The organism is Promicromonospora xylanilytica (genome assembly GCF_054782895.1).
In genome coordinates this window covers 22,593-42,029 of sequence record NZ_BAAGRP010000011.1, presented here as the reverse complement: position 1 = coordinate 42,029, position 19,437 = coordinate 22,593, and the positions used below count along the sequence as shown (strand labels likewise).

The window sequence follows — 19,437 nt, the reverse complement described above, 5'->3', positions numbered from 1 at the left end:
CGACGAACGGCGCGGGCACGTGGCAGCCGCCGGCGGGCATGGTGTGCTGATTCGGTAGGTGCCGGCTGGGCTGAACCTCATCAGACCTGGCGCCCACGCCCTGGGCTACCACCCCACCGACACCCTGCCGCGCCGGCACCCTGCTCACGGCGCCCTGCCTGGTTGTCGTGCCCTGCCGGTCGCCGTCCCTAGTTGTCGTGCGCCTGCCGGTCGCCGTCGACGTAGTACCAGCGGCCGTCCTCGCGCACGAAGCGGCTGGTCTCGTGCAGGCTCCCGCGCACACCGGTGGCCGGGTAGCGGTAGTAGGCGGTGAACTCGACGACGCCGGCGGTGTCGAACGGTCCGCCCCGCTCCGTGCGGTGGATGTCCAGGCGGCGCCACTGCTCGTCACCGGCCTCGACGGCGGGCGGCCGGGTCTGCGGGGCCCAGGTCGCCAACAGGTAGGCGGTGTCCCCGGTCGCGAACGCGGAGTACCGCGAGCGCATCAGCGCCTCGGCGGTCGGCGCGGTCGCGGCACCGGAGTGGTAGCGCCCGCAGCAGGCGCCGTAGGTGTCGCCGGAGAGGCAGGGGCAGCGTTCGTCGTCGTGCACGCGACGATCCTCGCACCCCGGCCGGCGTCGTGGGCGCGCCGGCCCGCCGCCCGTCCGCTGACGGCGCGCTCGGCTACGCGAACGTCTCGTGCCCGAGTACCGCCAGCAGGCGGATCTTCTCCTCCGCCTCGCTGCCCGGTGCGGGTGTGAGCACCAGGAGCGCCTGCGACTGGTCCTCGGTGAACAGCGCCTGGCAGTCCACGTCGATACTGCCGAGCTCCGGGTGCACCAGGGTCTTGTGGTCCTCGAACCGGCGGGACACCTCGTGCAGCTCCCACACGCGGACGAACTCGGGGCTCTCGCGCAGCAGGACGCGCAGGATCTCGTCGGCGACCGAGCCAGGACCCGCTGCCGCGTGCGCCGCCCGCAGGGAGGCGGCCTGGCTGCGGCCCTGCCGTTCGTGGTCCTCGGGCGGGTACACGTCGCGCGACTCCGGCTCCATGAACCAGCGGTAGACGTTGCTCCGGGCCAGGCCGGACGCGGGTGGCGTACCGAAGATCGCCTCGGCCAGCCGATTCTGGACCAGCACCTCCCCCAGACCGGACAGGATCAGGGCCGGGGAGTCCTCCAGACGGTCCAGGACGCGCAGGAGCGGGGGCGCCACGTGGGAGTCGAGCGGCATGCGCCGGGGCACGCCGTGGCCGGCGAGCCGGAAGACGTAGTCGCGTTCCTCCGCGGTCAGGCGCAGGGCCCGCGCGAGCGCGGCGAGCATCTGCTCGGACGGCTGCGGCCCGCGCTGCTGCTCGAGCCGCGCGTAGTAGTCCACGGACATCCCGGTCAGGGCCGCGACCTCCTCGCGGCGCAGTCCCGGTGCCCGACGGCGCGGCCCGGGCACCAGGCCGACGTCGGCGGGGCGCAGCGCCTCGCGGCGTCGGCGGAGGAAGTCGGCGAGGGCTGCGCGGTTCATACGCCTATGGTGCGCCGCTCCGCCCGCGGGAGCCAGGGACCGCCGGTCCCTGGTTCCCCAGGCCTCTCCCGCTGCCCACGCGGGGCCCGCACGCTGGAGACATGAACATCACCGGTAACACCATCTTCATTCCCGGCGGCAACCGTGGCATCGGCCTCGCCCTGGCGGTCCGCCTCCAGGCCAAGGGCAACACCGTGATCATCGGCGGCCGGGACAAGGAGGCTCTCGACGCCGTCGCCGTCGACCACGGGTTCGCCACCGTCCGCCTCGACACCACCGACCCCGACTCGGTCCGAGCGGCCGCCGCCGAGGTGATCGAGCGGTTCCCCGACGTCAACGTGCTGGTGCCGATGGCAGGGATCATGCGAGCGGAGGACTGGCGCACCCCGAGCTTCCTCGAGGACGCCGAGGCGGCCGTGACCACGAACCTGCTGGGCCCGATCCGGCTGATCGCCGCGTTCACCGAGCACCTGCAGACCCGGTCCGACGCGACCATCCTCACCGTCTCCTCGGGCCTCGCGCACGCACCGCTGCGCCCGACGCCGACCTACAACGCGACCAAGGCCGCGATCCACATGCTGTCGGAGTCGATCCGGCTGCAGCTCTCCGGCACGAGCGTGGCCGTGACGGAGCTGGTGCCGCCGTCCGTGCAGACCGAGCTCATGCCCGGCCACGGGACCAACCCGCACGCGATGCCGCTGGACGAGTTCGCCGACGAGGTGCTCTCGCTCCTGGAGTCCCGGCCGGACGCGCACGAGATCCAGGTCGAGCGGGTCAAGTTCCTGCGTTACGGCGAGGTCCGTGGCGACTACGACCAGGTCGTGGCGACCCTCAACGGCACGGACCCGCACGCGACCGCCTCCGCGAGGTAGTCCCCTGGCGAAGTAGTCACCTGGCGAAGTAGTCGCCCAGCTCGCGCTACGTGACTACCTCGCCAGACGACTACCTCGCCAGGTGACTACCTCGGCGGGAGGGTGGCGGTGAGGGTGGTGGCGCCCGGGTGGGTCAGCGTGAGCGCCGCGCCACCCCCGCCGTCCGCGCCACCCCCGCCGTCCGCGCCATCCCCGCCGTCCGTGGCACCCGCACCGTCCGTGGCATCCGCACCGTCGGCCGGCTCGATCCGGTAGTCACCGAGGAATCCGCCGAACCGTACCCGGCCCTCCGCGTCGGTGCGCAGCGTGGTGGGCGAGAGCCACCACTCGTCCTTGACCAGCGCGCGCAGCCGGTCGAACGCCGGCTTGGGTGAGCCGTCCGCCCGCAGCAGACCGCCCGGGGCGCCCAGCCACATGCCGCGGTCGGACAGGCCCCAGTACGTCGTGGCCTCCACGCTCGGGTGGGACAGCAGCGTCCGGTAGTGCCGCTCGACCTCGTCGGCCTGGCGCTCCTCCCCCTCCGGCGTGGACGGCCACGACTCGACCTGCCAGTCGTTGAGGTCCACGATGTGCGCGGGCATCACGTCGCCCGACAGGAGCGTCGTCTCCGTGAAGTGGATCGGGATGCCGTACCGGGAGAACCTGTCCAGGATCGCGAGGGTCTTCTCCTCACCCCATGCGCCCTGGTGCATGTGACTCTGCAGGCCGAGCCGGTCGATCCGGATCCCGGCCTCCAGCACGGCCTCGATGAGGCACTCGTACCCCGTGGACATGTCGAAGTCGTTGAGCAGGAGCGTCGCGCCCGGGTTCTCGGCGCGCGCCTCCTCGAACGCCATCCGGATCATCCCGACGCGGCCCATGCGCCGCGCCAGGGGCGTGATCGCGTTCTCCTCCGCGGTGAAGACCGGCATGATCACCACCTCGTTGATCGCGTCCCAGGTGTCGACCACGCCGCGGAACGCCGCGACGTCGCGCCGGATGCGTTCCCGCTGCAGGCGCTCGACCTCGTCGTCGGGCAGCCCGCGGAGCCAGGCCGGCTGCACCGTGTGCCACACGAGCGGGTGCCCCTTGACCACGACGCCGCGTTCGGCGAACCAGCGCGCCGCGCCCCGCAGGCGCTCGGTCTGCGGTGCCCCGCGCTCGGGCTCGAACGTGCCCCAGTAGAACGGGAGCGTGGTCTGGTTGAAGACGTCGAACCACGCGTCGGCGAGGCGCCCGTCGTACTGCGGGTCCTGCGAGGTGCCGTTCGCGAGGTCCATCAGGTCGAACCCGATGCAGCCGAACAGGAACGCGTGCCGCGTCTGCCGGACGACGACGTCGCGGTCGGCCAGCGGTGCACCGTCCGGTCCGCGCAGGGTCACCGTGGCGTCGGCGCGCCGGTGCGCCAGGCTCGGGTCGGGCGTGCGTCCTTCGGTGGGCGCAGTGAAGAGAGAGGTCACGCGCCGACCATAGCCGCCCGCCTCACTCGTGCGGCACGACGACGAGCAGCTCGCCCACCTCGCACTGCAGCACGTCGCAGATCGCCGTCAGCGTGGAGAACCGGATGGCCCGCGCGCGGTCGTTCTTGAGCACCGACAGGTTCACCACCGTGACCCCGACCAGCTCGGCCAACCGCGCCAGCGTCATGCCACGCTCCGCCAGCAGCTCATCGAGGCGGCAGTGCACGCGGCCGTCGCTGTCCTCCGTCGGCATCAGATGAGGCCCTCGGTCTCCCGCTGCAGGCGGGCACCACGCTGGAACGCGTACCAGACGGAGCCGAGCATCAGCCCTGCCGCGAACAGGATCCAGTCGGTCCCCATCCTCTGGCCGAGGTCGACGCCGACGCTCCCCAGTGCGCTGTTCGCGGCCATCACCCGCAGGGTCGGGATCGCCACGGAGCCGAGCACGAGCGTGATCGACGTGACCTTCATCGCCCGCAGGCCACCAGGGGCGAAGAAGTCGCCGCTCGCGAACGACCTACCGAGCACGGCGAAGCACACGGCCACCGTCATCAGCACCAGCGTCGGCAGCAACGCGGCGGTCAGCACGGCCGCGTACGGCACCGGGCCCAGATCGGACACCCGGATCACCGCCTCCGTCGCCTGCGCTGCGGCGGTGCCGCCCAGGAGCACGTCCTGGGGCACGTGCGCGAGATCGATCGGGACAGGGACGTCCCGGTTGGGCAGGATCCGCACCAGGTCGCGGACGATGAATCCCAGCCCGGCAAGGACCGCCAGGCCGCCCGCGAGCGCCATCACCTCGAAGTTCCGTCGCTGATCGTCGAGCCGTCTGGCCATCGCCACCACCCCTGTTCGTCGACATATCGCTTATCGATACTATCGAAGCACGATATGCCGCCGGCGGTCAACGAAACCGCTGAGTGCGGGCCATGTGCCGGCCGGAACGGTCTCCGGCAGCACACAGCCCGCACTCGACGACGTCGGTCGGGTCAGCCCGCCGGCTCCTCCACCACCGGGGCCGCGAACTGGCTCGCGTACAGCCGCGCGTAGGCGCCGTCGGCGGCGAGCAGGTCGTCGTGCGAGCCCTGCTCCACGATGTCGCCGTGCTCCATCACGAGGATCACGTCGGCGTCACGGATCGTCGACAGGCGGTGCGCGATGACGAACGACGTGCGGTCCTTGCGCAGCCGGTTCATCGCCTCCTGCACGAGCACCTCGGTGCGGGTGTCGACGGACGAGGTCGCCTCGTCGAGCACCAGGATCGCCGGGTCGGCGAGGAACGCCCGCGCGAGCGTGAGGAGCTGCTTCTCACCGGCCGAGACCGACGAGCCCTCCTCGTCCACGACGGTGTCGTAGCCGTCGGGGAGGGTCCGCACGAAGGGGTCCACATGGGTGGCCCGGGTGGCGGCGAGGAACTTCTCCTCGTCGACCACGGCGCCGTCCGGCACGCCGTACCGCAGGTTCTCCTCGATCGTGCCCTTGAAGAGCCAGGTGTCCTGCAGCACCATCCCGACCGACGAGCGCAGGTCGTCGCGCGACATCTCGCGCGTGTCGACGCCGTCGAGCGTGATGCGGCCGCCATCGACCTCGTAGAACCGCATGAGGAGGTTGACCAGGGTCGTCTTGCCCGCGCCGGTGGGACCGACGATGGCGATGGTCTGGCCCGGCTCCGCGACCAGGTTCAGCCCGGTGATGAGCCGCTGGTCGGGCGTGTACGAGAACGTCACGTCCTCGAAGGCGATCCGGCCGCGCACCGGCTCCACCTTCTGCGACCGCTCCGGGTCGGCCGACTGCTCCGGCGCGTCCAGGAGGTCGAACACCCGCTCCGCCGAGGCCACCCCGGACTGGAGCAGGTTCATCATCGAGGCCACCTGCGTGAGCGGCTGCGTGAACTGGCGCGAGTACTGGATGAACGCCTGCACGTCACCCAGCGACAGCGTGCCGGACGCCACGCGCAGCCCGCCGATCACCGCGACGAGCACGTAGTTCAGGTTGCCGAGGAACCCCATCGCGGGCTGGATGGTGCCCGAGATGAACTGCGCCTTGAAGCTCGACGAGTACAGCGCGCCGTTCTCCTTGGCGAACACCTCGGCGGTCGACTCCTGGTGCCCGTAGACCTTCACGAGCGAGTGGCCGGTGAACGACTCCTCGATGTGCGCGTTCAGGCGCCCCGTGGCCGCCCACTGCTCCACGAACTGCGGCTGGCTGCGCTTGGCGATCTGCATGGTCACGACCACGGACAGCGGTACGGTCACCAGGGCCACGAGCGCGAGCACCGGCGAGATCCAGAACATCATGCCGAGCACGCCCACCACGGTGAGCAGCGCCGTCACGAGCTGCGCGAGGGTCTGGGTGGTCGTCTGGGCCACGTTGTCGATGTCGTTGGTGACCCGGGACAGGATCTCGCCGCGCTGCTTGGCGTCCACGTACGACAGCGGGATGCGGTGCAGCTTGGACTCCACCTCGTCGCGCAGGTTCCGCATGGTCCGCTGCACCACTCCGGTGGTGATGCGCGCCTGCAGCCAGCCGAACAGGAAGGCGCCCACGTAGGCGGCCACCACCCAGCCGAGGGTCTGCATCAGGAACGCGAAGTCGATGCCCTGACCGGGCACCAGGCCCGGCATGCCGGAGATCAGGTCGGCCATCTGGTCCTGACCCTGCCGGCGCAGCTCCTCGACCGCCTGCTCCTTGTTCACCCCCTCGGGCAGCTGGGCGCCCACGAAGCCGGCGAAGATGACGTTCGTCGCGTCGCCGAGCAGCTTGGGCCCGAGCACGGTGAGGGCCACCGAGCCGATGCCCAGCACCAGGAGCACCACGACATTGATCCGCTCGGGGCGCAGCGAGCCGGCGAACCGGCGCAGCGAACCCTTGAAGTCCATCGGCTTCTGCACGGGCATGCCCATGCTGCCCATCGGCCCGCCCCCGCCCGGGCCACGCCCGGGCGGGGGGCCGGACGGCGCGGGCTTCGTGGCCGTAGCCCCGTCGCCCTGGGACTTGTCCTGCGCGCTCACGCTGCCTCCTCCAGTGCCTTGCGGGACACCCGCACCCGGTCGGCCCGCACGATCGGGGCTCCGCCATCGTCGATCACGCTGCCTCCTCCAAGCTCATCTGGGACGTCACGATCTCCTGGTACGTCGGGTTGTCGGCCAGCAGCTCCGTGTGCGTCCCGCGGCCGACGATGCGGCCGTGGTCGAGCACCAGGATCTGCTCGGCATCACGGATGGTCGCCACCCGCTGCGCGACGACGATCACCGTCGCCTCGCGGGTCCGTGGCCGCAGGGCGGCCCGCAGACGCGCGTCGGTGGCGTAGTCGAGGGCGGAGAAGCTGTCGTCGAACAGGTAGATCCGCGGCTCGCGGATCACCGCGCGGGCGATGGCGAGCCGCTGCCGCTGCCCGCCGGAGAACGTGGCACCGCCCTGCGCGACGACGGACTCCAGACCGTCCGGCAGCGCCTCGACGAAGTCGCGGGCCTGCGCCACCTCGAGCGCCGCCCACATCTCCTCCTCGGAGGCGTCGGGCTTGCCGTACCGGAGGTTGTCCGCGACGGTCCCGGTGAACAGGAACGCCTTCTGGGGCACCAGGCCCATCACGGAGCCCAGCTCCCGCTGCAGCACGTCGCGCACGTCGATGCCGTCGATCCGCACCGAGCCGCCCGTCGCGTCGAACAGCCGGGGCACCAGGTTGAGCAGCGTCGACTTGCCGGAGCCCGTCGAGCCGATGATGGCCGTGACCTGGCCGGGCTCGGCCGCGAACGTCAGGTCGTGCAGAACGGGCGCCTCGGCACCCGGGTAGCGGAACTCGACGTCCTCGAAGGTGACGCGGCCACGGGGGGCGGGCACGGCGTCGGCGTCAGCTCCGGCACCACCCGAGGGCAGGGCGACCGGCACCGCCGGGTCGACGACGGACGGCTCGGTCTCCAGGACCTCTCCGATGCGCTCCGCCGCGACGGCGGCGCGCGGGATCATCATGAAGATCATCGTCGACATCATCACGGCCATGAGGATGTACATGAGGTAGCTCAGGAACGCGGTGAGCGAGCCGATCTGCAGGCCGCCCGCCTCGATCTCGCGTGCGCCGAACCACAGCACCGCGACCGATGACATGTTCATGATCAGCATGACCACGGGGAACGTGAGCGCCATGAGCCGGCCCGCGCGGAGCGAGGTGTCGAACAGCTCCTCGTTCACCGTGCCGAACCGCTCCTTCTCCCGCTGCTCGCGCACGAACGCGCGGACCACGCGCAGGCCGGTGATCTGCTCGCGCAGCACGGCGTTGATCGCGTCGATGCGCTTCTGCATCCGGCGGAAGTGCGGCACCATGCGCCACACGATGAGACCCGCCGTGACACCGAGCACCGGCACGATGACCAGCAGCAGGCCGGACATCGTCACGTCCTCCGACAGCGCGAGGATCACGCCGCCGACCAGCATGATCGGCGCCATCACCATGATCGTGAACGTCATGAGCACCGTCATCTGGACCTGCTGGACGTCGTTGGTGCCGCGCGTGATCAGAGTCGGCGCGCCGAACTGCGCCATCTCGCGCGCCGAGTAGGTCTGGACGGTGTGGAAGAGGTCGCGGCGCAGGTCCCGGCCGAAGGCCGTGGCGACCTGCGCGCCGAAGTAGACGGCCACGACGGAGGCGGCGACCTGGCCGAGCGAGACGACGAGCATCCAGCCGCCGGTGCTCCAGATCCGGCCGATGTCGCCGACCACCACGCCGTCGTCGATGATGTCCGCGTTCAGGCTGGGGAGATAGAGCGCCCCGAGCGTCTGCAGCAGCTGCAGGACCAGCACGGCCACCACCGCCCAGCGGTACGGACCCAGGTAGTTCCGGGCTAACGTGACAAGCATCTAGAGAGAGTTCCCTTCGGGGCTGGGGGCTGGAGAACCGGGGGCCGCGGTGCCCGGCACCGCACCACTGGAGGCTGCAGGGTCGCTGCCGCCGGTGCCAGGCTTTTTCCCGGGACCGGCGAGGCCGTTCACGAGGGCGTCGGCAAGCACGTCGGCGGGTATCTCGGGGTGCAGGTGGTCGATCCGTGCGTGCACGCCCGCGATCGCCGAATCGATCAGCGAGACGGCCACCTCGACCGGGACCCTGAGGCGGTGGCGATCGGGGGCCAGTACCGCGGTGATGCCCTCGACCGTGGCCTCGTGCTGACGGGCACGCTGGTCCAGGAACATCCGGCGATAGCTGTGCAGGCGCTCGTGCTGGTCGGGCGGGGGCGCCATGCGGCGCAGCACGGACATCCACCGCATCACCTCGGCCGTGCGGCTGCGACCCTTCTCGATCACGAGCTCCAGGCGCCGCTCCAGCGGCAGCGCCTGGTCGATGCCGGTCAGCTCGGCAAGGGTCTCCTCGGGCCGTCCCGCGCGGGTCAGGCCCTCGACGGCGACCGCGCCGACGAGCGCCGTCTTGTCACCGAACGCACGGAACAGCGTGCCCTCCGCGACGCCGGCGGCCTCGGCGAGCTCCCGGCTGGTGACGTCCACGCCGCGTTCGGCCACCAGCGGCATGACCGCGGCGGCGATGGCGGCCCGTCGTTCGTCCGGAGTCATCGGTGATGCCCGGCGTCGTGCGTTGTCCATGGCGCCGACGGTAAATGAGTGAGCACTCACTCCGCAACCCGTTTCTTCGCTGAGCGAATCTCCTCACACCGTCGAAGCCATCCGGGCACCCCCTCCGGACACGCCGGAAGCCCCCCGGTGCGAACACCGAGGGGCTTCCGGGACTGGTGACGCTACGGTCAGCCGGCCGGCGGTGCCGGAGGCACCGGCGGGGGCGGCGTCGATCCGCCGCCGGGCTGCTGGCCACGCTCCGTGCGCGGGTCGAACGGCTCGCCCGAGCGGGTACCCGCGCTCGTCGCGTCGGCCACCGCGGCCTCGGCCTGGCGCTGCGCCTCGGCCAGGGCCTCGCCCGGGTCCTGCAGCAGCGGCTTGTCGAGGACGGACGTCCGCGGGCCGGTCGACGGGCTGTCGTCGCCGGACGGGTCCGGGATGCCCGGCGTGCCGGGCGCGCCGCCGAAGCCCTTGGCGATGCTGCCCAGCGCCGCGGTGAACTCGGTGGGGATGACCCACGTCGTGTTGGAGTCGCCCTTGGCGATCTGCGGGAGCATCTGCAGGTACTGGTACGCGAGCAGCTTCGGGTCCGGGTCACCGCGGTGGATGGCCTCGAACACCTGGATGATCGCGCGGGACTCACCCTCGGCACGCAGGATCTGCGACTGCGCGTCACCCTCGGCGGTCAGGATCGCCGACTGCTTCTCACCCTCGGCGGTCAGGATCGCCGACTGCTTGATGCCCTCGGCGGTCAGGATCGCGGCACGGCGGTCCCGCTCGGCGCGCATCTGCTGCTCCATCGCGCCCTGGATCGAGGGCGGCGGCTCGATCGACTTGAGCTCGACGCGGTTGACGCGGATGCCCCAGCGCCCGGTCGCCTCGTCGAGCACGCCGCGGAGCTGGCCGTTGATCTGGTCACGGCTGGTGAGCGTCTGCTCCAGGTCCATCGAACCGATGACGTTACGGAGCGTGGTGACCGTGAGCTGCTCGATGGCCGTGATGTAGTTCGCGATCTCGTAGACCGCCGACTTGGCGTCCGTCACCTGGAAGTAGATGACGGTGTCGATCTCGACCACCAGGTTGTCGCTGGTGATCACGGGCTGGGGAGGGAACGACACGACCTGCTCGCGCAGGTCCACGCCCGCACGGACGCGGTCGACGAACGGCACCAGCACGTGCAGGCCGGGGTCGAGCGTCTTCGAGTACCGGCCCAGGCGCTCGACCACGAGCGCCACCGACTGGGGAACGATCCGCACCGCACGGATCACCGCGACGACACCGACGATCACGACCAGGGCAATGATCAGATAGAGCAGGACTTGCCCGAATGACTCCACGAGGTCTCCTTACGCGGGCACCCAGGCCCGCACGGACGGTTTTCACGCTTCTGACAGCAAAGCTTCTGACTGGGACTTCTCTGGCTACTGCTTCACGCTGCTGGTACTGCTGGTGCTGCTCGGGAGCGCCCAGGAGCCAGGCGGCTACGCCGGCTCGACGACGGCTGTGGCGCCGTCGATCTGGACCACACGAACGCTAGTGCCGGCGGGCAGCAGAGGCGAGCCGGGTACCGCCCGCGCGCTCCACACCTCGCCGCTCAGCTTGATCAGCCCGGAACCGGTGCTGACCTCCTGGACCACCGACGCCGTACGCCCCACGTTCGCCTCGGCGTTGGTCGGCGCCTTCGGCGTGTTGTTGCGCAGGTGGCGGATCAGCGTGGGCCGCAGCGTCACGAGCAGCACCACCGATGCCACCACGAAGACGATGGCCTGCACCCACAGCGGGGCCCCGGCTGCGTTCGCCACACCAGCGGCCACCGCGCCGCCCGCGAACATGATGAAGACGAAATCCAGCGACAGGAGTTCGATCAACGCGAATACCAGCGCGGCTCCTACCCACCACAACCAGTCCATGGGTGCTCCCTCCGAGCGTCCACTCCGGCCGGTGACCGGTCGTCGGCGGAACCTCTCCGCCGACGGGTCCTCGCGGTGAATCCACCGCCACCTCGGACCTTTGCCCGGACTTTACCAAGGTCCCGAGACACAGTGGTAGCAAAAACCGGTGATTCAACATGATTTCTTGAGAGCGCCGACTTTTTCAGCGGCGGAAGTGCCCGCACGCCTCAATTCTCCCGCTATGACGGCACGTCAGCGGGCGGCGCGCGCGAGCCAGCGGCCGCCGCCGTGCGCCACGATGAGCGGCAGCCCGAACGCCTCCGACAGGTTGTCCGCCGTGAGGACCTCCTCGATCGGTCCCGCGGCCTGGATACCCGCTTTCTTCATGAGCAGCAGGTGCGTGAATCCCGGCGGGATCTCCTCGACGTGGTGCGTCACGTGCACGAGGACGGGCGAGGCGGGATCGTGCGCGAGCTCGGACAGCGCGCCGACCAGCTCCTCGCGACCGCCCAGGTCGAGGCCGGCGCCCGGCTCGTCGAGCAGCAACAGCTCCGGGTCGGTCATGAGGGCCCGGGCGATCTGGACGCGCTTGCGCTCCCCCTCGGACAGGGTGCCGTACGTGCGGTCCGCGAGGTGGTCGACGTCGAACGCGGCCAGCAGGTCCTTGGCGCGCTGCTCGTCGAGCTCGTCATAGGTCTCGTGCCAGCGGCCGGTCACGCCGTAGGCGGCGGTCAGCACGACGTCGCGCACCGTCTCCGACGTCGGCAGGCGGTCGGCGAGCGCCGCGCTCGAGATGCCGATCCGCGGGCGCAGCTCGAACACGTCGACGGCGCCGAGGGTCGAGTCGAGGATCGTGGCCTTGCCCGACGTCGGGTGCAGGCGTGCTGCGACAATCTGGAGGAGAGTTGTCTTGCCCGCACCGTTCGGCCCGAGCACGATCCACCGTTCTCCTTCGTTCACCTGCCAGTCCACGGAGTCAAGGATGGTCGAGGTGCCGCGACGGACGGTGACGCCCGCGAGTTGGAGAACCGAGCTCATGGGCACCGACGATACCCGAGGAGGAGTCATTTACAGTTCTGCGGTGGACACCGATCAGGAGCTCCCCCGGAGCGTGCTGCTCGCCCTCTGGCTGCAGGGGGTCGGCGACACCTCGGACGCCGTGAAGTCCGTGGTGGGCGAGGACGAGCCGCACACCGTCGAAGGGTTGCCGGGCTTCGCCGACGGCACCGACCTCGACACGCTCTTCACCGCCTGGACCACCGGGCCGCGCGAGGTGTGCGCGCTGCTGCCGGCGCCCGGCGACGCGGCGGGCGTGCCCGCGGCGGCCAATCACGAGGCGACGGACGCCGGGGAGTGCGTGGTGGTCACCACGCCCCTGGGGAGCTGGGCGGCGGTCCCCCGCGTCCAGGCGTTCGGCAGCCACATCGAGCCGGGGCACATGGTGACGTGGCACGTGCTGGAGGTCCCCGCGTGGACCACGCTCGTGCACGCGGCGATCGGCTCGGTCGCCGACGCCGAGCGCGAGCTCCGCACGAGCCTGATGACCGCGACGGACGCCCTGGACCAGCTCGACGTCGCCCGCTGGCGCGACGACGCCGCCGATGCCATCGAGCGGATCCGGTCGGCCAGCACGTCGTCGTGGCCGGTGCCGCACCTGGACGGCCGGCGTGCCCGCGTGCTCGACCTGGCCAGCCGGCTGCGCGCCATCGTCGCGCTGGGCACCGTGGACGACGGCGGCGCCGTGAACGTCTTCCAGGTCGACCAGCGTTCCACGGCGCTGCGCGAGGTGGACCGCACGGCCCGCCACGCGATGAGCGCGGCGACCTACGGCGAGGTCCGGTGACCGGTCAGGCCTGGTCGAGCACCTGCCGGTAGACCTCCATCGTCCGGTCGCCGATCGCCGACCAGGTGAAGTGCTCCTCGGCCCGACGCCGGCCGGCGGCTCCCATCGCGGCGGCCCCCTCGGTGTCGGTGGCGACCCGGGTCAGCGCCGCCGCCAGGTCGGCGACGAACCGGTCGGGGTCCAGCGGCGTGCCCGTGCCGTCGTCCGACTGCTCGATGGGGACCAGCACGCCGGTCACGCCGTCGTCGACCACCTCGGGGATGCCGCCGGTGGCCGTGCCGACCACGGGCAGGCCCACGGCCATGGCCTCGAGGTTCACGATGCCGAGGGGCTCGTAGACGCTCGGGCACACGAAGACGGTGCAGGCCGACAGGACCGCCACGAGGTCGGGCCGGGGCAGCATCTCCTCGATCCAGACCACGCCGGTGCGGGACTCGCGCAGCCGTTCGACCAGGCCCACGACCTCGGCCATGATCCCGGGAGTGTCCGGCGCGCCGGCGCAGAGCACGAGCTGGACCTCCGGCGGCAGCTCCGCCGCGGCCCGCAGCAGGTACGGCAGGCCCTTCTGCCGCGTGATCCGGCCCACGAACACGACGGCCGGGCGGTCGGGGTCGATCCCGTACCGGCGCACGGCCACCGCGGCGGCGGTCCGCGCAGCGACGTCGTCCGCCGCGGGGCGCCGCCAGCCCGACAGGTCGATGCCGTTGTGCACCACGTGCACCCGGTCCGGGTCGAGCTCCGGGTAGACGCGCAGGATGTCGGCCCGCATGCCTGCGGAGACCGCGATGACGCCGGCGGCACGGAGGTAGGCGGTGCGCTCGGCCCACGACGACAGCGCGTACCCACCGCCGAGCTGCTCGGCCTTCCAGGGCCGCAGCGGTTCCAGGGAGTGCGCGGTGACGACGTGCGGCACCCCGTGCAGCAGGCCGCCCAGGTGGCCCGCCATGTTGGCGTACCAGGTGTGCGAGTGCACCAGGTCGGCGCCCGCCACGTCGTCCGCCATCAGGAGGTCCGTCCCGAGGGTCGCCAGTGCCGCGTTCGCCCCCGAGAGCGCGGCGGGCGTCACGTAGCCCGTGACGCCCGACGCCTCGGTCGGGGCGTCGCGCGGGCCGTCGAAGCAGCGCACCCGCACGTCGGCGTGCTGCGCCAGCACCGTGGCCAGCTCGGCCACGTGCACGCCCGCACCTCCGTACACGTGCGGCGGGAACTCGCGGGTCAGCAGGTCCACGCGGAGGTCACTGCCCGGCCGACGGCCGGGGACGGGAGCTCGCTCCGGGGCTGGCGCGGGGTGGGGGGCGAAGCCGGGTGTTACGGAGACGTCGGGCACGGTGCCAACCTAGCGCGCGTGCCCACCCCGCGCGCCACCTGACGGACCGGCCCAAAAGGGCTTAATGTCACCCGTATGGCTTCCGCCCCCCGCGTCCTTGCGATCGTTCTCGCCGGCGGCGAGGGAAAGCGGCTGATGCCGCTGACCGCCGCCCGCGCCAAGCCCGCAGTGCCCTTCGGCGGCATCTACCGTCTGGTGGACTTCGCCCTCTCCAACATCGTCAACTCGCGCTACCTGCACGTCGTCGTGCTGACGCAGTACAAGTCCCACTCGCTGGACCGCCACATCTCGAAGACCTGGCGCATGTCGCCGCTGCTGGGCAACTTCGTGGCGCCCGTGCCGGCGCAGCAGCGCGTCGGCAAGCACTGGTATCTCGGCAGCGCCGACGCGATCTACCAGTGCCTCAACATCATCGACGACGAACGGCCCGACATCGTCGTCGTGGTCGGCGCCGACCACGTGTACCGCATGGACTTCTCCCAGATGGTGGACGCGCACATCGAGTCGGGGGCCCGCGCGTCGGTCGCGGCGATCCGGCAGCCGATCAGCATGGCCGACCAGTTCGGCGTCATCGACGTGGATCCCGCCGACCCGACGAAGATCCGCGAGTTCCTGGAGAAGCCCACCGACGTCACGGGCCTGCCGGACTCCCCCGGCGAGATCCTCGCGTCGATGGGCAACTACGTGTTCGACGCCGACGCCCTGGTCGAGGCGGTGACCAAGGACGCCGCCAACCCGGACTCACGGCACGACATGGGCGGCGACATCATCCCGGCGTTCGTGGCCGACGGCGAGGCGGGCGTCTACGACTTCATCCGCAACGACGTGCCGGGTTCCACGGAGCGGGACCGCGGCTACTGGCGCGACGTGGGAACGATCGACTCGTTCTACGACGCGCACACCGACCTCATCGCCGTGCACCCCATCTTCAACCTCTACAACTACGAGTGGCCGCTGTACACGGGGTACACGGGGCTGCCGCCGGCCAAGTTCGTGCACGCGGGGCCCGGACGCATGGGGCACGCGGTCGAGTCGATCGTCTCGCCGGGCGTGCTCATCTCGGGCGCCCAGGCCGGCGGGTCGGTGCTCTCCCCCGGCGTGCACCTGCACTCCTGGTCCAACGTCTCCAACTCCGTGCTGATGGACGACGTGCAGGTGCACCGGTACGCGCACGTGCACCGGGCGATCGTCGACAAGAACGTGGTGATCAACGAGCGGGCCCGCATCGGCGTCGACCACGACGAGGACCGCGCGCGCGGCTTCACCGTGACGGAGAGCGGCCTGGTGGTGGTCCCGAAGGGCACGGTCGTCGACTGACCCGTCCGGCGGCAGATCAGCTTGCGGTTCGGCGAGGGACGGCGGGCCGGCGTCTTGCGGTTCGGCGAGGCCCGGGCCGTGTCGGCGGCATCCGGCACACTGGTCCCCGTGAAGCGACTCATCGTGACCGACGTGGACTCGACCTTCTTCCGCCAGGAGGTCATCGAGCTCATCGCCGAACATGCCGGTACCCGGGACGAGGTCGCGGCGGTGACCGAACGGGCGATGCGCGGCGAGCTCGACTTCGCCGCCTCCCTGCGGGAGCGGGTGGCGACGCTGGCCGGTGTGCCCGTCGCCGCGCTCGACAAGGTGCGCGCCGCCGTCGAGCTGACGCCGGGCGCCCGCGAGCTCGTCGCCGAGTGCCAGGCCCGCGGCTGGGCGTTCGGGCTCGTGTCGGGCGGGTTCGCGGAGATCGTCGAGCCTGTCGCGCGGGAGCTCGGGATCGAGCTGCTGCGGGCCAACCGGCTGGAGGTCGCCGACGGCGTGCTCACCGGCCGCACCGTGGGGCCCGTGATCGACCGGGCGGCCAAGGCCGCGACGCTGCGCGAGTGGGCCGCCGCGCTGGACATCCCGCTGGAGCACACGGTCGCGGTCGGCGACGGCGCGAACGACCTGGGCATGATCGAGATCGCCGGCGTCGGCGTGGCGTTCAACGCCAAGCCGGTGGTCCGGGCGCAGGCCCCCCACTCGATCGAGACCCGCCTGGACGCCGTCCTCGACCTCCTCTGAGGCCACCTGTCAGACGCCGACGGACGTGTCAGACGCTCAGGTCACCAGGGTGATCTGAGCGTCTGACACGTCCGGTGGTGTCTGACACGTTCTGGTCAGGCCGGGCGGGTCACTTCGGTGAGGCGGGCCGTCTTGCGGTCCCAGGTCGCCCAGTCCTCGTCGGCCTCCAGGACCGAGTACGTCCCCGTCGGGACGCCGACACGTACCTGAGCGAGCGCCCCGTCCTCCGACCCCGGGCCGGCCAGCAGCTCGGCCGTGCCCGCCATGGCGGGCTCGTGGCCGATCACCAGCACCGTCCGGGTCGCGGGGTCGAGCTCACGCACCAGCGCGAGGACGGCGCGCGGCATCGCACCCAGGAGGTCGTCGGTGAACGACACCGGCGGCTCCCCCAGGTGCTTGCGCGCCAGGTCCCAGGTCTGGCGGGAACGCACCGCCCCTGACACGAGGACGGCGTCGGGCACGAGGCCGGACGCGACCAGCGCCGCACCGACCTTCACTGCCTGGTCCCGGCCACGCAAAGCGAGCGGCCGCTGCTCGTCGGGAAGTTCCGACGGCGGCTCCGCCTTCGCGTGGCGGAGCAACACCAGCCGCCGCACGGGCTCCGTTGCGGGCTCCGTACCCGACGCTCTGCCCATCAATGCCTCCTGCCCATCTATTGAGCCAGGTCTATTGACCCATGGCGTGCACGCCGCCGTCGACGTGCACGATCTCACCGGTGGTCGCCGGGAACCAGTCCGACAGGAGCGCGCACACGGCACGTGCCGCCGGCTCCGCCGTGGTCTGGTCCCAGCCGAGCGGGGCTCGGGTCGGCCAGGCGTCCTCCATCGTCGCGAAGCCCGGGATGGACTTGGCGGCGGTGGTCCGGATCGGCCCGGCCGAAACGAGGTTGCAGCGGATCCCCTCAGGCCCGAGGTCGCGCGCCAGGTAGCGGTTCGCGGACTCCAGACCTGCCTTGGCCACGCCCATCCAGTCGTACACCGGCCAGGCGAACTGCGCGTCGAACGTCAGGCCGACGACGGCGCCGCCGTCGGTCATGAGCTCCCTCGCCGCCACGGCGATCGACTTGTACGAGAACGTGGAGACGTGCAGCGCGGTGGCGACGTCCTCCCAGGTACCCGACAGGAAGTTGCCGCCCATGACGGACTGCGGCGCGAACCCGATCGAGTGCACGACGCCGTCGAGCCGGTCGAAGCCGGCCGCGCGCACCGCGTCGGCCAGCGCGTCGAGGTTCTCCTGGCTGGTCGCGTCGAGCTCGACCACCGGTGCCTCGACCGGGAGCCGCTTCGCGAAGGCCTGGGTCAGCTTCATCTGCCGCCCGAAGGACGAGAGCACGACCTCCGCACCCTCCTCCTGAGCGAGCCGGGCCGCGTGAAATGCGATCGACGAGTCCGTCAGCACGCCCGTGACGAGCAGCTTCTTACCTTCGAGGAGACCCATGTTGTCCTTCCGATCGGGCGCAGGCGTGCCGAGGCGACCCCTGCGCTGGGTGCGAGCGTAATGCGGATTGCGGCGTGGAACGAAACTCCGCGCCGTACGTGAAGTCGAGAATGTTGGATATATTCGGGCAAACCCGCTGGTAGCGGGGCCAGAGTACGGCTCAGTGCCCCATCCCGAGACCACCGTCGACCGGGATGACCGCGCCGCTGACGTAGCCCGCGGCATCGGACGCGACGAACGACACCACGGCCGCGACCTCGTCCGCCGAGGCGAACCGGCCGGCCGGGATCGTCTTCAGGTAGCCCGCGCGCACGTCGTCGGACAGCGCGGCCGTCATGTCGGTCTCGACATATCCGGGCGCGACGACGTTCGCGGTGATCCCGCGCGCGCCGAGCTCACGCGTGATCGAGCGCGCCATGCCCACCAGGGCGGCCTTCGAGGAGGAGTAGTTGACCTGGCCGGGACCGCCGGACAGGCCGACGATCGAGCCGAGCAGCACGATGCGGCCCTTCCGCGCGCGGATCATGCCCTTGGACGCGCGGCGCACGCAGCGGAACGTGCCGGTGAGGTTCACGTCGACGACCGACTCGAACTCCTCGTCGCTCATGCGCATGAGGAGCTGGTCCTTGGTCACGCCGGCGTTGGCGACGAGCACCTCGACGGGGCCCATGTCCTTCTCGATGGCGGCGAACGCCGCGTCGACGGCCGCCGAGTCGGTGACATCCGCCACGAAGCCCTCGACGCCCTTGGGCAGGTCTCCGCCGCGGTAGATCGTGGCGACGCGGTCGCCGTCCGCCACGAAGCGCTCCGCGATGGCGCGGCCGATACCGCGAGCCGCACCCGTCACGACGACTACTCGGCCGGTGGGACCTGCGGAAATGCTCTGTGTGGCGGGCATGGTGGTCACCTGAACTCCTCGATGCTGGGCTGGCATACGTTCGTATGAGGCCGCGCGAGGCTGGGGGGCAGCGGCCGGTACCTGGGTCGATCCGGGTCCGCTGCGACGCTACCCCGCGCGTCGGCCGCGCGCCGCGCGTGCCGGGCCACAGGGATCCAGCGGTCCTTGTCGGTTTCCTACAACAACCCGTGTGACGCACCTGCGTGAGCCGACGCCGCAGGGCGTACCCGCGCAGGTTCCCGGCAGACGTAGACTGACAGGATGAGCGAGCCGGTCCCGTCCATCACCTCGGCCCCCGAGCCGCTGGCCGTGGACCAGGCGCGCCGCACGCGCAGCTACCTCATCCAGATGTCCATCCGCGTGGTGTGCATCGTCGGCGCCGTGCTGGTCGACGGCTGGGTCCGGTGGGCCCTCGTGGCAGCCGCCGTGGTACTGCCGTACTCGGCCGTGCTCATCGCCAACTCCGGGCGGGACCAGGTCACGCACGACACCTCGCCCGTGACCCCGCAGGCCGCCCCGGCGCTCACCGAGCTGCCCGACCCCTCCCCTGACGTGCCGAAGGCCCCGGACGGCTCCCCCGCCCCGGGCGCCGGCCGCGTCATCGACCACGTGGACGACTGAGAGAAC

General features: G+C 71.3%; 20 protein-coding genes. 5 read left to right on the top strand and 15 right to left on the bottom strand.

The window, feature by feature from the left end; genetic code table 11:
* Nucleotides 1-188: 188 nt before the first annotated feature.
* On the bottom strand, nucleotides 189-590 hold the full coding sequence (locus ACYVK7_RS12450) for a YchJ family protein (RefSeq protein ID WP_460888029.1): 402 nt from the start codon (nucleotides 588-590) through the stop codon (nucleotides 189-191).
* 73 nt (nucleotides 591-663) lie between these two features.
* On the bottom strand, nucleotides 664-1,497 hold the full coding sequence (locus ACYVK7_RS12445; RefSeq protein ID WP_460888028.1) for a helix-turn-helix transcriptional regulator: 834 nt from the start codon (nucleotides 1,495-1,497) through the stop codon (nucleotides 664-666).
* Between the two features lie 101 nt (nucleotides 1,498-1,598).
* Between ACYVK7_RS12445 and ACYVK7_RS12440 the strand changes: the two genes are divergently transcribed.
* Nucleotides 1,599-2,369 carry an SDR family oxidoreductase gene (locus ACYVK7_RS12440; protein WP_460888027.1) on the top strand — a complete coding sequence of 257 codons (771 nt, stop codon included), beginning with the start codon at nucleotides 1,599-1,601 and terminating at the stop codon, nucleotides 2,367-2,369.
* A gap of 86 nt (nucleotides 2,370-2,455) precedes the next feature.
* Here ACYVK7_RS12440 and ACYVK7_RS12435 read toward each other — a convergent pair whose 3' ends face one another.
* The 9 genes from ACYVK7_RS12435 to ACYVK7_RS12395 form a co-directional block, all read right to left on the bottom strand.
* The gene (locus ACYVK7_RS12435; protein WP_460888026.1) at nucleotides 2,456-3,808 is read right to left on the bottom strand and encodes an endo-1,4-beta-xylanase; all 1,353 of its coding nucleotides are present in this window, start codon (nucleotides 3,806-3,808) and stop codon (nucleotides 2,456-2,458) included.
* 22 nt (nucleotides 3,809-3,830) lie between these two features.
* Nucleotides 3,831-4,061, bottom strand: coding sequence for a helix-turn-helix domain-containing protein (locus tag ACYVK7_RS12430; protein WP_460888025.1), 231 nt, complete (start codon nucleotides 4,059-4,061; stop codon nucleotides 3,831-3,833).
* Entirely contained in the window at nucleotides 4,061-4,645 is a 585-nt protein-coding gene (locus tag ACYVK7_RS12425; protein WP_460888024.1) for a hypothetical protein, read from the bottom strand. Before ACYVK7_RS12425 ends, ACYVK7_RS12430 begins: the two co-directional genes overlap by 1 nt.
* 152 nt (nucleotides 4,646-4,797) lie before the next feature.
* Nucleotides 4,798-6,705: an ABC transporter ATP-binding protein gene (locus ACYVK7_RS12420; RefSeq protein WP_460888241.1), complete on the bottom strand. Its 1,908-nt coding sequence runs from the start codon at nucleotides 6,703-6,705 to the stop codon at nucleotides 4,798-4,800.
* A gap of 187 nt (nucleotides 6,706-6,892) precedes the next feature.
* Entirely contained in the window at nucleotides 6,893-8,662 is a 1,770-nt protein-coding gene (locus ACYVK7_RS12415; RefSeq protein WP_460888023.1) for an ABC transporter ATP-binding protein, read from the bottom strand.
* Entirely contained in the window at nucleotides 8,663-9,397 is a 735-nt protein-coding gene (locus ACYVK7_RS12410) for a TetR/AcrR family transcriptional regulator (protein WP_460888022.1), read from the bottom strand. It abuts the gene before it with no gap.
* Between the two features lie 158 nt (nucleotides 9,398-9,555).
* On the bottom strand, nucleotides 9,556-10,704 hold the full coding sequence (locus ACYVK7_RS12405) for an SPFH domain-containing protein (RefSeq protein ID WP_460888021.1): 1,149 nt from the start codon (nucleotides 10,702-10,704) through the stop codon (nucleotides 9,556-9,558).
* A gap of 144 nt (nucleotides 10,705-10,848) precedes the next feature.
* The gene (locus tag ACYVK7_RS12400) at nucleotides 10,849-11,277 is read right to left on the bottom strand and encodes an NfeD family protein (protein WP_460888020.1); all 429 of its coding nucleotides are present in this window, start codon (nucleotides 11,275-11,277) and stop codon (nucleotides 10,849-10,851) included.
* Nucleotides 11,278-11,511: 234 nt separating this feature from the next.
* Nucleotides 11,512-12,297: an ABC transporter ATP-binding protein gene (locus ACYVK7_RS12395; protein ID WP_460888019.1), complete on the bottom strand. Its 786-nt coding sequence runs from the start codon at nucleotides 12,295-12,297 to the stop codon at nucleotides 11,512-11,514.
* A 43-nt stretch (nucleotides 12,298-12,340) separates the two neighbouring features.
* Between ACYVK7_RS12395 and ACYVK7_RS12390 the strand changes: the two genes are divergently transcribed.
* Entirely contained in the window at nucleotides 12,341-13,102 is a 762-nt protein-coding gene (locus ACYVK7_RS12390; protein ID WP_460888018.1) for a hypothetical protein, read from the top strand.
* A gap of 4 nt (nucleotides 13,103-13,106) precedes the next feature.
* Here ACYVK7_RS12390 and glgA read toward each other — a convergent pair whose 3' ends face one another.
* Nucleotides 13,107-14,330: a glycogen synthase gene (gene glgA / locus ACYVK7_RS12385; protein WP_460888017.1), complete on the bottom strand. Its 1,224-nt coding sequence runs from the start codon at nucleotides 14,328-14,330 to the stop codon at nucleotides 13,107-13,109.
* Nucleotides 14,331-14,504: 174 nt separating this feature from the next.
* Here glgA and ACYVK7_RS12380 point away from each other — a divergent pair, with 174 nt between their 5' ends.
* Together ACYVK7_RS12380 and serB are read left to right on the top strand one after the other, a co-directional pair.
* A complete protein-coding gene (locus ACYVK7_RS12380; protein WP_460888016.1) occupies nucleotides 14,505-15,746 on the top strand; it encodes a glucose-1-phosphate adenylyltransferase in 1,242 nt (413 codons plus the stop codon).
* Nucleotides 15,747-15,854: 108 nt separating this feature from the next.
* Entirely contained in the window at nucleotides 15,855-16,475 is a 621-nt protein-coding gene (gene serB / locus ACYVK7_RS12375) for a phosphoserine phosphatase SerB (RefSeq protein ID WP_460888015.1), read from the top strand.
* Nucleotides 16,476-16,570: 95 nt separating this feature from the next.
* Here the strand turns inward: serB and ACYVK7_RS12370 are convergent, their stop codons facing one another.
* The 3 genes from ACYVK7_RS12370 to fabG all read right to left on the bottom strand — a co-directional run bounded on the left by ACYVK7_RS12370 (nucleotide 16,571) and on the right by fabG (nucleotide 18,810).
* On the bottom strand, nucleotides 16,571-17,110 hold the full coding sequence (locus tag ACYVK7_RS12370) for a SixA phosphatase family protein (protein ID WP_460888014.1): 540 nt from the start codon (nucleotides 17,108-17,110) through the stop codon (nucleotides 16,571-16,573).
* A 31-nt stretch (nucleotides 17,111-17,141) separates the two neighbouring features.
* Nucleotides 17,142-17,912: an enoyl-ACP reductase FabI gene (gene fabI / locus ACYVK7_RS12365; protein WP_460888013.1), complete on the bottom strand. Its 771-nt coding sequence runs from the start codon at nucleotides 17,910-17,912 to the stop codon at nucleotides 17,142-17,144.
* A gap of 160 nt (nucleotides 17,913-18,072) precedes the next feature.
* Nucleotides 18,073-18,810, bottom strand: a complete 738-nt coding sequence (gene fabG / locus ACYVK7_RS12360; RefSeq protein WP_460888240.1) for a 3-oxoacyl-ACP reductase FabG — start codon at nucleotides 18,808-18,810, stop codon at nucleotides 18,073-18,075.
* Between the two features lie 261 nt (nucleotides 18,811-19,071).
* Here fabG and ACYVK7_RS12355 point away from each other — a divergent pair, with 261 nt between their 5' ends.
* On the top strand, nucleotides 19,072-19,431 hold the full coding sequence (locus tag ACYVK7_RS12355; RefSeq protein ID WP_460888012.1) for a DUF3099 domain-containing protein: 360 nt from the start codon (nucleotides 19,072-19,074) through the stop codon (nucleotides 19,429-19,431).
* The last annotated feature ends 6 nt before the right edge of the window (nucleotides 19,432-19,437 follow it).

Bases quoted from the DNA above. Each gene is read 5' to 3' on its own strand.
- ACYVK7_RS12445 (WP_460888028.1), bottom strand. From the start codon at position 1,497: ATGAACCGCGCAGCCCTCGCCGACTTCCTCCGCCGACGCCGCGAGGCG.
- ACYVK7_RS12440 (WP_460888027.1), top strand. From the start codon at position 1,599: ATGAACATCACCGGTAACACCATCTTCATTCCCGGCGGCAACCGTGGC.
- ACYVK7_RS12430 (WP_460888025.1), bottom strand. From the start codon at position 4,061: ATGCCGACGGAGGACAGCGACGGCCGCGTGCACTGCCGCCTCGATGAG.
- ACYVK7_RS12425 (WP_460888024.1), bottom strand. From the start codon at position 4,645: ATGGCCAGACGGCTCGACGATCAGCGACGGAACTTCGAGGTGATGGCG.
- ACYVK7_RS12420 (WP_460888241.1), bottom strand. From the start codon at position 6,705: ATGCCCGTGCAGAAGCCGATGGACTTCAAGGGTTCGCTGCGCCGGTTC.
- ACYVK7_RS12415 (WP_460888023.1), bottom strand. From the start codon at position 8,662: ATGCTTGTCACGTTAGCCCGGAACTACCTGGGTCCGTACCGCTGGGCG.
- ACYVK7_RS12410 (WP_460888022.1), bottom strand. From the start codon at position 9,397: ATGGACAACGCACGACGCCGGGCATCACCGATGACTCCGGACGAACGA.
- ACYVK7_RS12400 (WP_460888020.1), bottom strand. From the start codon at position 11,277: ATGGACTGGTTGTGGTGGGTAGGAGCCGCGCTGGTATTCGCGTTGATC.
- ACYVK7_RS12395 (WP_460888019.1), bottom strand. From the start codon at position 12,297: ATGAGCTCGGTTCTCCAACTCGCGGGCGTCACCGTCCGTCGCGGCACC.
- ACYVK7_RS12380 (WP_460888016.1), top strand. From the start codon at position 14,505: ATGGCTTCCGCCCCCCGCGTCCTTGCGATCGTTCTCGCCGGCGGCGAG.
- ACYVK7_RS12370 (WP_460888014.1), bottom strand. From the start codon at position 17,110: ATGGGCAGAGCGTCGGGTACGGAGCCCGCAACGGAGCCCGTGCGGCGG.
- fabI (WP_460888013.1), bottom strand. From the start codon at position 17,912: ATGGGTCTCCTCGAAGGTAAGAAGCTGCTCGTCACGGGCGTGCTGACG.
- fabG (WP_460888240.1), bottom strand. From the start codon at position 18,810: ATGCCCGCCACACAGAGCATTTCCGCAGGTCCCACCGGCCGAGTAGTC.
- ACYVK7_RS12355 (WP_460888012.1), top strand. From the start codon at position 19,072: ATGAGCGAGCCGGTCCCGTCCATCACCTCGGCCCCCGAGCCGCTGGCC.